Genomic DNA, 13,815 nt, shown 5'->3' on the forward strand with positions numbered 1-13,815 from the left:
CGTCCCTCTCAGCCGGCGGTGGGTGCGAGCAGGCCTCGAGCCATGGCGGTGGTCACGGCGGCGGTCCGGTCGGTGACCTCCAGTTTGGTGAAGATGCGGACGAGATGGGTCTTGACGGTGGCCTCGCTGATGAACAGCGCGCGCCCGACCTCGGCGTTGGTGGCACCGGCCGCGACGTGCTGCAGCACCTCGAGCTCTCGCGCCGACAGGGAGGTGGTGGGGTGCGGTTCGCGCACCTGTCGGACGAGTCGGCCGGCGACCGCACGGGCGAGCACGGTCTCACCGCGGCTCGCGGCGCGCACCGCGTCGGAGAGCTCGGCGCTGGTGGCGTCCTTCAGGAGGTAGCCCGCTGCGCCCGCGGCGACCGCCCGCAGGATGTCCGCGTCGCCGTCGTACGTCGTGAGCATCACCACCGTGGTGTCGGGCAGCACCGCCCGGAGCGCGCGGGTGGTCTCCACGCCGTCCCCGCCTGGCATGCGCAGGTCCATGAGAACCAGCTCGGGGTGGTGGACCGCGGCCAGCGCGAGGGCTTCGGCACCGGATCCCGCCTCGGCCACCACGACGATGTCCGGCTCGACCTCGAGCATCCCGCGCAGCCCGGCACGGACGACGGGGTGGTCGTCCACCAGCATGACGGTGATCACGTCGGTACCTCCAGGGTGATGGTGGTGCCACGCCCCGGCCTCGAGCGGATGGCGAGGTCGGCGCCCAGGTGCGTCGCACGGACGGTCATGCCGTTGAGCCCGTAGCCCTCGGCGGCGACGGCGGCTCCGTCGAAGCCGCGGCCGTCGTCGGTCACCGTGAGGGTGACGGTGGACGGGTCGTACCGGAGCCGGACCTGGACGTGGTGGGCGTCGGCGTGACGACGGACGTTGGTCAGCGCCTCCTGGGCGGTGCGCAGCAGCAGGACCTCGACCGGCAGCGGGAGAGGGCGCGCGGTGCCGCTCGTCTCCCACACGACGGTGCTGCCGGTGGCGGAGCTCAGGGTGTGGGTCAGGCGGGCGATGGCCTCGGTGAGCGTGCCGTCCTCGAGCGCGGCGGGCGACATCCCCGTGACGAGCGCCCGCGCTTCCGTGAGGTTCTCGCGCGCGGTGCGGAGCACGAGGTCGAGGTGCTCCTCCGCTCGCGCAGGCTCCCGGTGCAGCGCCCCGAGCGCTGCCTGGGTGAGCGTGACCACGGAGGCGAAGCCCTGGGCCAGCGTGTCGTGGATCTCCCCGGCGAGACGAGCCCGCTCGGCCGCAGCGCCGGCGTCACGGGAGAGGCGCTCCACCTCCTGGCGGCGTTCCTGCAGCTCCGCGATGAGCCGGGCCCTCTCATGGTTGGTCCTGATGGTCCGGTCGAGGTAGATGCCCGCGAGCACCGTGAAGGCGAGCGCCAGCGCGGCGGTGGAGAAGGAGGCACGCGGCGCGCCTTCCTGGTGCAGCGGTATGACTGCCAGGGGAACGGTGTTGAGGACCACCGCGGAGAGCACCGCCCAGCCCAGGGGGAGTGCCATGAACGCCATCGGACAGGCCGCGAAGAGCAGGTAGGCGCTCATCGGCACCGCCCAGACGGCCAGGCTCAGGACCAGGACCAGGCCGGTCACGAACACCACGCCACGCGAGCCCTGGTCGCCCGCCAGGACGGCCGGGCGCCCGACCAGCGCGTACCAGGTGAGCAGGGCGAGGGCGCACCCGGCGGCGAGGCTCGCGTCGGCCGGCCCGTGCGCTGCGGTGACCACCATGACGCCGACGCCCGCGCAGACCACGACGTAGTAGACGTCCCAGAGCCAGAACCAGTCCCGCCGGGCGTCGCGCAGGACGTCGGGGCGACCGACGCCGCTCAGGCCGAGCGGCGCTCGGCCCAACGGAAGGTTGCCAGGCATAGGACCAGCCCCATCACGGTCCAGGCTCCGAGGATGAGAGCGATGCGTCCGAGCTCCCACGACCCCGCCGTCTCGAACTCCGCCATCGTGTCAGGGAGGAACACCGCCCGGAAGCCCTGACCCATCCATCGCAGCGGGAAGAAGGACGCGGCCGTCACCATCGCGTCCGGCAGCGCGAGGATGTGCACGAAGATGCCGGAGACGAAGCCCAGGGCGACCGCGGGGACGTTCATCACCGCGGTCGCGCTGCGCGCCGAGCGCGCGAGCGCGCTGAAGCCGATGCCGAGCAGCGTGCAGCTGGTCATCGACAGCACCAGCAGCCAGGCGAAGGTCCACCAGCGGGCGGGGTCCGTCGGCAGGTCGAGGTCGAGTGCGACCACCGCCACCGTCAGGAGCAGGGCCACCTCGCCCAGGGTGATCGTCGCCACGAGGATGAGCTTGCCCAGCAGGTAGGAGGTGGCCGTCGCCGGCGTGCCGCGCAGCCGCCTGGTCGTCCCGTTGTCCCGGTCGACCGCGACGCCGATGCCCGTGCTCATGAAGGCGGTCGAGACGATGCCGTAGGCGACGATGCTCGCGGCGAGCACCACCCGGAGGCTGACCGGGGTGCCCGGGTGCGGCTCGGTGAAGATCATCCCGAGCATGCCCAGGAGGAAGGCCGGGAAGGCGAACGTGAAGATCACGGCGTCCCGCTGCCGGAAGAACTGCAGGATCTCCACCTGCCCGCGGGCGCGGCCCATGGCGAGGTGTCCGGGGAGTCGCTGCGGGAGCTGTGTCGTCGTGGTCATGATCCGGCTCCGATCAGGTCGAGGTAGACGTCTTCGAGGCTGGGGCGGCTCACCCGCAGGTCGGTGACCTGGGTCCCGGCCAACGCACGCAGCTCCCGGCTCGGGTCCGGCGTGCGCACACGGTGGTCCCCGGTGGCGTCGCGCCACGTCAGCACAGCGAGGTCGCGGTCCCGGCCTCCGAGGGTGTCGACAGTGCCCTCGGCGACGACGCGACCTGCGACGAGGACCGCGAGCCGGTCTGCCAGCGCCTCGGCCTCCTGCAGGTAGTGGGTGGTCAGGACGACAGTCAGGCCGCGCGCGGCGAGGTTGCGGACGACCCCCCAGAACTGCCGTCGCGCCTCGGGGTCGAACCCCGTGGTCGGCTCGTCGAGGAACAGCAGCTCCGGGTTGCCGACCAGGCCGAGGGCGACGTCCAACCGCCGCCGCTGCCCCCCGGACAGCGTGGCCACGCGTGCGTGCCGCTGCGCGGTCAGACCGCAGAGCTCGATCAGCTCGTCGGTGTCCGCCGGGTCGGGGTAGAAGCGGGCGAAGTGCCGCACGACCTCCCGGACGGTCAGGTCGCCGGCGTCGCCGACCTCTTGCAGCACGATCCCCACCCGCGCGCGCCACCGCCGGTCGGCCCGTTCCGGGTCGCTGCCCAGCACCCGCACCGTGCCGCCGTCTCGTCGGCGGTGTCCCTCGAGGATCTCGATGGTGGTGGTCTTCCCCGCACCGTTGGGGCCGAGGAGGGCGAAGACCTCGCCCTCGGCGACCGTCAGGTCGATCCCGGCCACCACCTGCTGTGGCCCGTAGTTCTTGTGCAGCCCGTGCACCTCTATCGCTGTCATGACTCCACGGTCGGGCCGGCCGACGCGCATCGGCAGACCCAGGCGGACGACGTCGTGTCAACCGACCGATGGACGGGGCGGGTCCGCCTTTCCGGCCTGTCCACGGCGAGGCCGTCGTCCCGACGCTGGGAGGACCGTCCGAGACGAGACCGACAGGAGATCGCCATGTCGCACATCACGCCCGAGCTCATGCGAGCCATCCAGGAGGTGCGCCTCGAAGTCCTCCGGGACAGCTTCGCCGCCGCGGACCGACGACGGGCTGCTCGCAGAGCAGCGAAGCTCGGCAACAGTCCGCGCCGTGGCGCCACGCTGCGTGGCCTGCTGGCACGGTGGGTGGACCGCGTCCGACCGCTCACGAGCAGTCGTCAGGCGGCGTCGTGGGACGACTGACCGGATCACCGCAGGACGCCGTCCGGGCATGGTGGCAGGCTCTCGCCGACGCGGACCTGGCCACCCTGTCCGAGGTCCTCGACGAGGAGCACCTCTCCGTCGGGGCGGGGGCGCGGACCTCCGGTCGCCACGCCGCGCTCAGGCAGGCCCAGGAGTTTCTGCTCGACGGGTCGGTGGACCGGTGGGACCTTCGGGACATGGAGGAACGCGCCCTCGGGGACGGTGGGCAGGTGACGCTGTGCTGCTACCGGTGGGACGAGCGCGGCATGCATGCAGGGGTGCCGTTCCAGCTGTCCGGGTACGCGACCGACGTCGTCGTGCGGTCGTCCCGAGGGTGGGTCGTCGCGGCCCACCACACGTCGACGACCTCGTCGCCCACCCTGTCCGAGCCCCAGCCGTGAGGAGCGACGCCGTGACCTCGCGTGCGACCGCCCCCACCCGCAGCGGGGCCGTGCCGGAGCGGGTGGCCGCCCTGGCGCGGCACCTCGACCTCGACCCCACCGACCGGGTGATCGAGGTCGGCTGCGGAACAGGCGCGGCTGCGGAGCACCTGCTGACCACGCACCCGGGGATCCACTACGTCGCCGTCGACCGTTCCGCCACGGCCGTGCGCCAGACGCTGCGGCGCAATGCCCGCTTCGTCGAGGAGGGCCGGCTGGAGGTGGTCGGCTCCGAACTGCTCGACGTCGCTGCGCGTCTGCCCGGTCCCGCGCGTTTCGACAAGGTCTTCGCCATCAACGTCAACGTCTTCTGGACGGTCCTCGCCTCTCCCGAGGCAGCGGTGCTCCGTCATCTGCTCGGGCCGGCCGGACGACTCTGCCTGGTCTACGACCTGCCGGACGCTCGCCGCACAGACGCGGTCGCGAAGCGCGTCCTGCGGTCTCTCGACAGCGCGGGACTGGTCGGGGGAGTGCGGACGGACGGCTCCTGCCTCGTCATCACCGCGACGCCGCCCCTCGGCCGAGCAGCCCGGTGAGAACGACGGACCCCGACGGTCGACCTCCCGTCGGACCGCTCAGGCGAACAGCGCCCGGTAGTACTCCGACTGCCCCGGGTAGTAGTCGTCGAAGTCGACTCCCGCGACATCGGCGCCGGTCTCCGCGGCCACGAGGCGGTCCAGGTAGTACTCCCAGCCTGGGCCGACGCCTGTTGCCATGTCCGCGTCCGGCACGGACTGGCTGAACGTGAGCGTCGTGGTGCCGGCGACCTCGCTCAGCTCGAGGAGGAAGTGGAAGACGTTCTGCTCGCCGGCCACCTGCGAGGTGAGCGAGAGACGGCGGGGCGGGTCGCAGTCGTGGATCGTGACGGTCTCGGGCTTGACGTCGTCGCCCTCGGCGTTCATGCGGAACAGGACGGATCCCGTCGTCGGGTTGCCGGTCCAGGTGCCGACCCAGCGGCCGAGCCGGTCGGACTCGGTGACAGCCGCCCACACGGACTCGATCGGGGCTCGGAACGTGCGGTCGATCACGACGCTGTCGTGGCCGTCGCGGGTCTCGCGGCGGCCGGTGGCGTTCGGGGTCATGCTGTCTCCTCCTCGGGGTCGGACGGCGCGGCTTCTCGGTGGTCCCGGACGGTACGGCGGACCTCGAGGTCGAGGCCGTCGAGCGCCGACGCGTCGAACCGGGGTCGCAGGCTCAGCTCGTCGATCAGATCCCGGACCGGGTCGAGCCCGCCGGGCACCAGCGCGTAGTGACGTTCCCGCCCGTGCGTATCGGCGCTGACCAGGCCGGCGTCGACGAGCACGCGCAGGTGCTTGCTGACGGCAGGGCGGCTGATCGGGTGCATGGCAGCGAGGTCGACCACGCGGGCAGCGCGTCGCGCGAGCATGCGTAGGAGCTCGCGTCGCACCGGATCGGCGAGCGCGGGGAACGGGTCCACCCCTCTTTGGTAACCGATTGGTTACCTATATGTCAACCCATGCACGTCGAAGGCGGCCCCCTGTCCGGGGAGCCGCCTTCGCCGTGCTGCGCGGGGTGGGGCTCAGAGGATGCTGCGGCGACGGCCGCGGCTGCCCGAGACGGCTGCCACGCCGACGGCGGCGAGCACGATCTGGAACAGGAGCTCGATCCAGTCGACGCCCGCGGTGTTCTGGACGCCCACGAGGCTGGCCAGGTACGTGCCGACGAGGGCCGCGACGATGCCGATCACGATGGTCAGGAGCAAGGAGATGCGCTGACGACCGCGCACGAGCAGACGGCCGAGGATGCCGATCACGGCGCCGATGATGATGGCGGAGATGATGCCTTCGGGTGTCATGTGTGGAACTCCTTGACTTCGAGGGGTTCGATCGAGTACGACCCGTGAATCTAGGGGGGATCCGTCGGATGCGCGCGCTGAGCGCGGTGACAGAATGTCGCCGTGCCCTCAGTTGTGCCCGCCGACGATGCCGGGCGGAGCCTCTGGGCGCGGGCCCTGAGCTGGGTCGACCCGCTCGTCGTGATGATCCTGTCGGCGCTCCTGCTGGGGCTCCTGCTGCCGGCGCGCGGGGTGGTCGCCGACGTCCTCGACGTGGCCCGCACGGCCGCGATCGTGCTCCTCTTCTTCCTGTACGGCGCGCGCATGGCCACGGGAGAGGTGTGGGCGGGACTGCGTGGCTGGCGGCTGCAGGGGTCGATGCTCGCGGCGACCTACGTCGCGTTCCCGGTGCTCGGTCTGCTGGTCCAGCTGCTGCCCGACGCCGTCGTCTCGCCCGAGCTCAAGACGGGGTTGCTCTACCTGTCGCTGCTGCCGTCGACCGTGCAGGCGTCGGTCGTGTTCACCTCGATCGCGAGGGGCAACGTCGCCGGAGCGATCACGGGCGCCACGATCTCCAACGTCGTCGGCATCGTGCTGACGCCGCTGCTCGTCGGTGTGCTGATGGTCCGCACGTCGGGGCAGGCCGGCGGGAACCTGGCGGGGATCGTGCTCCAGCTGCTCCTGCCGTTCGCTGCGGGGCAGCTGGCGCAGCGCTGGACGGGCCCCTGGCTGCGGGCCCGTCCGCACCTCACGCGGGTGACCGACCGGGGCGCGATCGTGCTCGTGGCCTACACCTCGGTGAGCCAGGCGACGGTGTCGGGCGCGTGGTCGCACGTCACGTGGGTCGCCCTCGTGGTCCTCGTCGTCGTGTGCGCGGCGATGCTGGCGACGATGCTCGTGCTCACCTGGAACGGCGGCCGCCGGCTCGGGCTGGCGCGGGACGACCGTGTCGCGCTCCTGATGTGCGGATCGAAGAAGAGCCTGGCGACGGGCCTGCCGATGGCGGCCGTCCTGTTCGCGCCGGCGCTCGCCGCGAGCGTGGCGCTGCCGGTGATCGTCTTCCACCAGCTGCAGCTGGCGACGTGCGCGGTCATCGCGAGACGACTCGCGGCCCAGGTCGAGTAGCGTCTGCCCGGAACGATTCGACCCTCTCCCCCCGAGGACACCACCGTGGCCGATGCCATCGCCGTCATCCCGCAGCCAGCCCACCTCGAGCCGACCGTCGACGCGCCGTTCGTGCTGACCGAGGCGACGACCGTCGTGGTCGACAGCAGGCCGGACCTGATCGGCATCGCGGTGCTCGCAGCCGACCTGCTCGGGCGGGTCGGCGGCCGGGCCGTCGAGGTGCGCTACGCCGAGAACAGCCCGAGCAGCGCGAGCGGCATCGTGCGGCTCCGGCTCGTCGAGTCGCTGCCGCTCGGCGACGAGGCCTACCGCCTGACCGCCCGCGACGGCCGCATCGACCTCGAGGCGCGCACGCCTGCCGGGCTCGTGCGGGCGATCGTGACCTTGCGCCAGCTGATCGTGGCCGCGCCCGGCGGGGTCCTGCGGGTGCCAGCCGTGCGCATCGAGGACGCGCCTCGCTACGCATGGCGAGGGCTGTCCGTCGACGTCGCTCGGCACTTCGTGCCCGTGCGCGACCTCAAGGTCGTCATCGGCCTCATGGCGCACTACAAGCTCAACGTGCTGCACCTGCACCTGACCGACGACCAGGGCTGGCGGCTGCACGTGCGGTCGCGACCGCTGCTGACCCGCCTGTCCAGCAGCACGTCCGTCGACGGGGACCCCGGCGGTTTCTACACGGCCGAGGACTACGCGGACCTCATCGCGTACGCGGCGGTGCGCGGCGTGCGCGTCGTCCCGGAGGTCGACGTCCCCGGTCACGTCAACGCCGCGACGCACGCGTACGGGGAGCTGAACCTGACCGGCGAGCCGACCGACGCGTACACCGGGATCGAGGTCGGTTTCAGCCGGCTGCACGCGGACCTGCCCGCGACGGGCGCGTTCCTCACGGACGTGTTCGCCGACGTCGCCGCGATGACCCCCGGCGAGTACGTGCACATCGGTGGCGACGAGGTGCTGACGATGGAGGCCGACGAGTACGCCACGCTGGTCGCCGCCGCGTCCGCCGCGGTCCGCGCGGCCGGCAAGAAGGTGGTCGGCTGGCAGGAGATCGCCCACACGCCGCTGGAGCCCGGCACCGTGGTGCAGTACTGGGACACCCGGGTGGACCCCGCGCCGTTCGTCGCCGCGGCGCAGGCCGGTGCGCTGCTGCTCATGTCTCCGGGGTCGAAGGCGTACCTCGACATGAAATACGACGCCAAGACGGAGCTCGGCCTCGAGTGGGCCGGTCACATCGAGCTGCGCGACGCCTACGACTGGGAGCCGTCGACCCTCGTCGAGGGCGTCCCGGCGGAGTCCGTGATCGGCGTCGAGGCGGCCGTCTGGACCGAGACGCTGCGCGACCTGCCGGCACTCACGCAGATGCTGCTGCCGCGGCTGGCCGCCATCGCCGAGGTCGCCTGGTCCGCGCCCGAGCGGCGCGACTGGGACGACTTCCGCGCCCGGGTCGGCCGGCAGGCACAGTTCTGGGACCGCCTCGGGCTGTCCTGGTACGCGAGCCCGCAGGTCGAGTGGACGCGCTGAACCCGCAGAGCCGTCCTACCCGTCATACCCAGGTCTGCAGCCACATGTGCGCGTGCCAGAATTCGTACGGCACGATCCACGCGGACCAGAGCGGGTAGAAGAACGCACTCACGCCCGCGATCAGGGCGACGAGCACACCGCAGCCGACGATCGCCCAGCGTCGCTCGCGCGCGTCCAGGTCCTTCGGTCCGACCACCAGGCCGATCACGTACACCAGCGTGAGCACCAGCCAGGGGGCGAACACGATCGAGTAGAACGTGAAGATCGTGCGGTGCTCGTAGGCGAACCACGGCAACCAGCCGGCGACGATGCCGGCCAGCACGGCGCCCGCACGCCAGTCCCGGTACCGGAACAGCCAGACGACCGCGACGAGGATGGCCGCCGCCGCGCACCACCACAGGACGGGGTTGCCGAGCGCCACGATGGCCTGCGAGCAGCTGCCCGCGCCGCACGCGTCCTGGGCCGCCTGGCCGGTCAGGCCGGACACCTCGGTCGGGTAGAAGAACGACGTCGGCCGCCACTGCACGATCCAGCCGAGCGGGTGGGCGGAGTACGAGTGCGGCGTCTCCAGGCCGTTGTGGAATCCCCACATGTCCTGGTGGTACTTCCAGAACGAGCGCAGCGCCGGGGGCAGCCACTGGACACCCTGGTCCGGGTTCTGCTCCGCCCAGAGGCGCCCGTAGGCCTCCCGGTGCGTGAACCAGGACCACCACGAGCCGACGTAGACGAGCAGCGCGATGCCGACCATCGAGATCCCCGCGACGACCCCGTCCTTGAGGATCCCCGCACGCCACCAGTGCCGCACCCCGATGCTCCGGCGGGCGGTCAGGTCCCACGCCACGGTGAGCAGCCCGAACACTGCGAGGAAGTACATGGCGGACCACTTGGTGCCCAGGGCCAGACCCAGCAGCACGGCAGCCGCGAGCCGCCACCAGCGGACGCCCAGGCGTGGCCCGTCGCGAAGGTCCTCTCCTGCGTCGAGGCGTTGCGCGGTCCGCTCCGCCAGCCGTCGTCTGGCCTGGTCGCGGTCCAGCAGGAGGGCGCCGAACGCGGCGAGGACGAAGAACATGAGGAACGGGTCCAGCAGGCTGATCCGCGACATGACGATCGCCTCGCCGTCGATCGCGAACAGCAGGCCCGCCAGGGTGCCCAGCGCCGTGGACGCGAACAGCCGCCGGCCGATGCGGGCGATCATCAGCACCGCCAGGACCCCGCAGACAGCCGCAGCAGCCCGCCACGCGGCCGAGCTGCCCACGCCACCGCCGAAGTGGATCCCCAGGGCGATCAGCCACTTGCCCACCTGCGGGTGCACCACGTACGAGCCGGTCGTGCCCAGCCCACTGGCGTCGCCGGCCTCGAACGCCGGGTTCGGGTCGTCCCCCCACGTCGCCTCGAAGCCGTTGACCAGCAGCGAGTACGCGTCCTTGACGTAGTACGTCTCGTCGAACACCAGCTTGTGCGGGCGGCCCAGCTCCCAGAACCGCAGCACCGCGGCCAGCAGGGTGACGGCGAGCGGCCACAGCCAGCCCGTGAGCCGGTCGCGCGGTGTGGCGTCGAGCCGGAGGGTGTCGTCGCCGAGCAGCCGTCGCAGCAGCCTGCCTCGGGTGGACTCCTGGGGGCCTTCGAGCTCGCGCGGCTCGTCGTCGAGGACGAGCACGGTGCCGCGGGCGGGGATCGCGTCGGTCCCGTCGACCGCGTTCGTCGCGCTCGTCGTGCCGGGGGTGCCGGTCGTCGTCGGCTCCGCCGCGGTCGCGTCGTCGCCGGGTTCCGGGGAGCGGGCGGGACCGTCCTGACGTTCGGTCAGGATCGAGGCGTCGTCGTCTCCGGTGGGCGGCACGCGGTCATCGTAGGGGCGAGGCCTGTGCTGCGGGAGGGGCGTCCGGGAGGTGGCAGGCTGACGTGCGTGACCCCTGTGAGCCCCGCTGAGCAGACTCCTGGCCGTCTCGTGCTGGCCGCCACACCGATCGGCAACACCGAGGACGCCTCGGCCCACCTGCGTCGGCTGCTCGCGGAGGCGGACGTCGTCGCGGCGGAGGACACCCGTCGGCTGCGGGCGCTCGCGGGCCGCCTCGGCGTCGAGATCGGTGGTCGGGTGCTCAGCTTCCACGAGCACAACGAGGTCGAACGCTCGGCGGAGGTGCTCGCCGTCGTCGCAGGTGGGGGCACGGTCGTCGTCGTGACGGACGCCGGGATGCCCGCCGTGTCCGACCCCGGGTTCCGCGTCGTGGGTGCCGCCGTCGCCGCCGGGCTGCCGGTGACCGCGGCGCCGGGACCGAGCGCCGTGCTGACCGCTCTGGCGCTGTCCGGCCTGCCCACCGACCGGTTCTGCTTCGAGGGCTTCCCGCCGCGCAAGCCCGGCGAGCGCGCCCGGGCGTTCGAGCTGCTCGCCGACGAGCGCCGCACGATGGTGTTCTTCGAGGCGCCGCACCGGCTGGACGTCACTCTGGCGGCGATGGCCGTCGCGTTCGGCGAGGACCGGCCCGCCGCCGTCTGCCGCGAGCTGACCAAGACGTACGAGGAGGTCGTCCGCGGACCGCTGGCGGACCTGGTCACCTGGGCGTCCGCCGACCAGGTGCGGGGGGAGATCGTCGTGGTGGTCGGCGGGGCGGTGAAGGCGGTGGAGCTGTCGACCGCGGAGCTGGTCGCCGAGGTGCTGTCCCGCACGGACACCGGCGACCGCCTGAAGGACGCGGTCGCCGAGGTGGCGGCCGCGGCAGGCGTCCCGAAGCGCGACCTGTACGCGGCGGCCCTGGCAGCCAAACCCCGCTGACCAAGCCTTGAGTGCCGCGTCGGACGACGGGTCGCCTCACTCATGGCTTGCTCACCCTGAAGGACCGACGGTCAGTAGAAGACCGCGTCGCGCGAGCTGACCGGGTGCCGGAACGTCCACCAGACCCACGCCTGGGCGGCGAGCAGGACGGGGACGCAGGCGAGCAGCACGAGCTCGAGGGTGGGCGCCGGAGAGGCGGCCGGAGCGAGGGCGATGGCGGCGGCGACGACCGGCAGCACGCCGCCGACGACCACCGCGCCGAGCGCCCGGTGCAGCCGACAGTCCGCGAGCGCGGGCCGCGCCACGAGCGCGGACCCGGAGCCGGCCAGCACGACGAGCGGCGGGAGAACGGCGGTCAGCGGCCCGTCGGCGGGGACGAGGACGACGTATGCGACCGCGGACGCCGCGAGCAGGCCCGCGGACCAGGGCAGCGCGCGCCCGGCCAGTCGGAGGGCGCGTTCGCGCAGGACGGCCGAGGTCCGGACGGCGACGAAGGTCGTGCCGAGCACGCGCGTGACAGCGACGGCCGACAGGGCGGTGAGCACGGGGACCACGACGCGCGCCGTGAGCGACGGCTGCGGCGGGAGCCAGACCAGGGCCGCCCCGAGCAGGCCGCCCGCCGACAACGGCAGGCCGACCGACGCGGCGACGATCACGCGTTCCCACCCGTTCCGCCAGGCGACTCCGGGCCGGCGGCTGCGCAGCCACACCCCGGCATCGCGGAGCACCCACGTGACCAGCAGCGTGATGACCAGCGGATACGCGACGTACCAGAGGTCCTTCTCCAGCTCGGGGAAGCCGGCGAGCAGGACACCGGCCCCGGCGACGAGCCAGACCTCGCCGGCCAGCAGGAACGGGCCGAGGGCGGTGAGCACGGTCCGGCGCTCGCCGGGGGTCCGACCGACCTGGCGGAGCGTGGCGCCGAGGCCCTGGTTCATCCCGTCGAGCACGGCCCAGCCCGCGAGGGAGCCGACCAGCAGCACGGTCCAGATCATCGGGACACCTCCGCGAAGGTCAGGGGCTCGTCGGCCTCGCGGGCGTGCCACGGGGGAGCGCCGAGCGTCGGCGACCCCGGTCCGAGGCGGGCGAGGCGGGCGAGCAGGACCCAGTCGATGACGGCCAGGGTGGCGATGAGCCCGACGAGCACCGCGAGCGAGATCAGCACCGTCGTGGCGCTGTGCGCGGAGGTCGCGTCGGAGGTCCGCAGCAGGCCGACGACGACCCACGGTTGGCGACCGATCTCGCGGGTCAGCCAGCCGAAGATCGCGAGGACGAACGGCACGGGGACCACCGCGGTGAGGAAGCCGTAGAGAGCGCGTCGGAACGGCAGCCGGAACAGGGCGCCGCTGACCGTGAGCGCCAGCATCGGGAACGCCCCGAGGAACAGCGCGAAGCCACCCAGGATCATGAACCCGAGCGCGACGCCGACCACCGGGGACTGCCCCGACTCGGCTCCCTGGGTGACGTACGAGAACTGCGAGAACCCGAACCCGACGGCCAGCAGCGCACCGACCGCTCCCAGCGCGACGCCGGTGCGCAGGGAGCGCTGGAACAGCTCGTCGAACCCCGTCTCCCGGCGCAGGTGCCACGCGCTGACGCCGACGACGACGAACGCCCCTGCCAGCAGGCACGCCCCGACGACGTGCCCGAGCGACAGGACGGCCGCGGGGTTGAGCACGAGCGTGGCGGCGTCGGTGATGTGCGCGACGCCGTCGACCATCTCGTAGCCGACCGGGTGGCGCAGGAACCCGTTGGCCACCATCACCGCGAACGCCGAGGCGTACCCGGTGATCACGACGAGCCAGAACACCAGCGTGTGCACCCACCGGTTCAGCTGGTGCCAGCCGAACACCCACAGCCCCAGCAGCGTCGACTCGAGGAAGAACGCCACCATCGTCTCGACGGCCAGCGGGGCGCCGAACACCTCGCCGGCCACGTCGAGCAGCCCGGGGAAGTGCAGACCGAACTGGAGCTCCAGCAGGATCCCCGCCACGATGCCGAGGGCGTAGTTCACCAGGTACAGCTGGCCCCAGAACCGGGTCGCACGCTCGTGCACCTCGCGCCGGGTGAGGGCCCACCGGGTCTGGAAGATCGCGACCACGGGTCCCAGGCCCAGGGTCACGAGGACGAACAGGAAGTGGAAGCCCGCCAGCAGAGCGAACTGCGTGCGGGCGGCGTCGACGGCGCTCACGAGGGCGACGCTAGGCCCGCGCACAGGCATGCGACCGGGGTCCCAGGGGAAGATCCGGGACGGTTCCGGGTGGTCCCCGAGGCGCGTGGGCGCGCCGGTCAGGGTGG

16 protein-coding genes are annotated in these 13,815 nt (G+C 72.5%); 6 read left to right on the forward strand and 10 right to left on the reverse strand.

Features of this window, described 5'->3' with window-relative positions:
• Positions 1–8: 8 nt before the first annotated feature.
• The 4 genes from ASG23_RS02855 to ASG23_RS02870 are packed head-to-tail and all read right to left on the reverse strand — an operon-like array spanning position 9 to position 3,476.
• Positions 9–644 (reverse strand): response regulator, encoded by a 636-nt coding sequence (locus ASG23_RS02855; RefSeq protein WP_056019732.1) that lies wholly within the window; start codon positions 642–644, stop codon positions 9–11.
• Complete coding sequence (locus tag ASG23_RS02860; protein ID WP_082515700.1) at positions 641–1,864, reverse strand: sensor histidine kinase; 1,224 nt, start codon at positions 1,862–1,864, stop codon at positions 641–643. The genes ASG23_RS02855 and ASG23_RS02860 overlap by 4 nt, the downstream gene beginning before the upstream one ends.
• Positions 1,822–2,649 carry an ABC transporter permease gene (locus ASG23_RS02865; RefSeq protein ID WP_056019737.1) on the reverse strand — a complete coding sequence of 276 codons (828 nt, stop codon included), beginning with the start codon at positions 2,647–2,649 and terminating at the stop codon, positions 1,822–1,824. Before ASG23_RS02865 ends, ASG23_RS02860 begins: the two co-directional genes overlap by 43 nt.
• Positions 2,646–3,476, reverse strand: a complete 831-nt coding sequence (locus ASG23_RS02870; protein ID WP_157465492.1) for an ABC transporter ATP-binding protein — start codon at positions 3,474–3,476, stop codon at positions 2,646–2,648. Before ASG23_RS02870 ends, ASG23_RS02865 begins: the two co-directional genes overlap by 4 nt.
• A gap of 165 nt (positions 3,477–3,641) precedes the next feature.
• Between ASG23_RS02870 and ASG23_RS20105 the strand changes: the two genes are divergently transcribed.
• From ASG23_RS20105 to ASG23_RS02885, 3 genes are read left to right on the forward strand one after another with little or no spacing between them, the layout of a single operon-like run.
• On the forward strand, positions 3,642–3,866 hold the full coding sequence (locus ASG23_RS20105; protein WP_056019740.1) for a hypothetical protein: 225 nt from the start codon (positions 3,642–3,644) through the stop codon (positions 3,864–3,866).
• Positions 3,854–4,267 (forward strand): nuclear transport factor 2 family protein, encoded by a 414-nt coding sequence (locus ASG23_RS20110; protein ID WP_056019742.1) that lies wholly within the window; start codon positions 3,854–3,856, stop codon positions 4,265–4,267. The genes ASG23_RS20105 and ASG23_RS20110 overlap by 13 nt, the downstream gene beginning before the upstream one ends.
• 11 nt (positions 4,268–4,278) lie before the next feature.
• Complete coding sequence (locus ASG23_RS02885; RefSeq protein ID WP_162242651.1) at positions 4,279–4,842, forward strand: SAM-dependent methyltransferase; 564 nt, start codon at positions 4,279–4,281, stop codon at positions 4,840–4,842.
• 39 nt (positions 4,843–4,881) lie between these two features.
• Here the strand turns inward: ASG23_RS02885 and ASG23_RS02890 are convergent, their stop codons facing one another.
• From ASG23_RS02890 to ASG23_RS02900, 3 genes are all read right to left on the reverse strand, one after another.
• A complete protein-coding gene (locus ASG23_RS02890; protein ID WP_056019748.1) occupies positions 4,882–5,388 on the reverse strand; it encodes an SRPBCC family protein in 507 nt (168 codons plus the stop codon).
• Positions 5,385–5,744 carry an ArsR/SmtB family transcription factor gene (locus ASG23_RS02895; protein WP_056019751.1) on the reverse strand — a complete coding sequence of 120 codons (360 nt, stop codon included), beginning with the start codon at positions 5,742–5,744 and terminating at the stop codon, positions 5,385–5,387. Before ASG23_RS02895 ends, ASG23_RS02890 begins: the two co-directional genes overlap by 4 nt.
• Positions 5,745–5,846: 102 nt before the next feature.
• Positions 5,847–6,122 carry a GlsB/YeaQ/YmgE family stress response membrane protein gene (locus ASG23_RS02900; protein ID WP_056019754.1) on the reverse strand — a complete coding sequence of 92 codons (276 nt, stop codon included), beginning with the start codon at positions 6,120–6,122 and terminating at the stop codon, positions 5,847–5,849.
• A gap of 102 nt (positions 6,123–6,224) precedes the next feature.
• Between ASG23_RS02900 and ASG23_RS02905 the strand changes: the two genes are divergently transcribed.
• Positions 6,225–7,226 carry a bile acid:sodium symporter family protein gene (locus tag ASG23_RS02905; protein ID WP_327019454.1) on the forward strand — a complete coding sequence of 334 codons (1,002 nt, stop codon included), beginning with the start codon at positions 6,225–6,227 and terminating at the stop codon, positions 7,224–7,226.
• Between the two features lie 45 nt (positions 7,227–7,271).
• Positions 7,272–8,747 (forward strand): beta-N-acetylhexosaminidase, encoded by a 1,476-nt coding sequence (locus ASG23_RS02910; protein ID WP_056019757.1) that lies wholly within the window; start codon positions 7,272–7,274, stop codon positions 8,745–8,747.
• A gap of 22 nt (positions 8,748–8,769) precedes the next feature.
• On the opposite strand, the gene ASG23_RS02915 is transcribed toward ASG23_RS02910, so the two are convergent.
• Positions 8,770–10,584, reverse strand: a complete 1,815-nt coding sequence (locus ASG23_RS02915; RefSeq protein WP_082515705.1) for a dolichyl-phosphate-mannose--protein mannosyltransferase — start codon at positions 10,582–10,584, stop codon at positions 8,770–8,772.
• Positions 10,585–10,641: 57 nt separating this feature from the next.
• On the opposite strand from ASG23_RS02915, the gene rsmI reads away from it, so the two are divergent.
• Positions 10,642–11,517 carry a 16S rRNA (cytidine(1402)-2'-O)-methyltransferase gene (rsmI, locus tag ASG23_RS02920; RefSeq protein ID WP_056020732.1) on the forward strand — a complete coding sequence of 292 codons (876 nt, stop codon included), beginning with the start codon at positions 10,642–10,644 and terminating at the stop codon, positions 11,515–11,517.
• Between the two features lie 71 nt (positions 11,518–11,588).
• Here rsmI and ASG23_RS02925 read toward each other — a convergent pair whose 3' ends face one another.
• Positions 11,589–12,512: a cytochrome d ubiquinol oxidase subunit II gene (locus ASG23_RS02925; protein ID WP_056019760.1), complete on the reverse strand. Its 924-nt coding sequence runs from the start codon at positions 12,510–12,512 to the stop codon at positions 11,589–11,591.
• The gene (locus tag ASG23_RS02930) at positions 12,509–13,708 is read right to left on the reverse strand and encodes a cytochrome ubiquinol oxidase subunit I (RefSeq protein ID WP_056020736.1); all 1,200 of its coding nucleotides are present in this window, start codon (positions 13,706–13,708) and stop codon (positions 12,509–12,511) included. The genes ASG23_RS02925 and ASG23_RS02930 overlap by 4 nt, the downstream gene beginning before the upstream one ends.
• Positions 13,709–13,815: the final 107 nt, after the last annotated feature.

It is taken from the genome of Cellulomonas sp. Leaf395, from assembly GCF_001424125.1.
GTDB lineage: Bacteria > Actinomycetota > Actinomycetes > Actinomycetales > Cellulomonadaceae > Cellulomonas.

Excerpts from the sequence above, each read along its gene's own strand:
- ASG23_RS02860 (WP_082515700.1), bottom strand. The coding sequence starts at position 1,864 with ATGCCTGGCAACCTTCCGTTGGGCCGAGCGCCGCTCGGCCTGAGCGGC.
- ASG23_RS02865 (WP_056019737.1), bottom strand. The coding sequence starts at position 2,649 with ATGACCACGACGACACAGCTCCCGCAGCGACTCCCCGGACACCTCGCC.
- ASG23_RS02870 (WP_157465492.1), bottom strand. The coding sequence starts at position 3,476 with ATGACAGCGATAGAGGTGCACGGGCTGCACAAGAACTACGGGCCACAG.
- ASG23_RS20105 (WP_056019740.1), top strand. The coding sequence starts at position 3,642 with ATGTCGCACATCACGCCCGAGCTCATGCGAGCCATCCAGGAGGTGCGC.
- ASG23_RS02890 (WP_056019748.1), bottom strand. The coding sequence starts at position 5,388 with ATGACCCCGAACGCCACCGGCCGCCGCGAGACCCGCGACGGCCACGAC.
- ASG23_RS02900 (WP_056019754.1), bottom strand. The coding sequence starts at position 6,122 with ATGACACCCGAAGGCATCATCTCCGCCATCATCATCGGCGCCGTGATC.
- ASG23_RS02925 (WP_056019760.1), bottom strand. The coding sequence starts at position 12,512 with ATGATCTGGACCGTGCTGCTGGTCGGCTCCCTCGCGGGCTGGGCCGTG.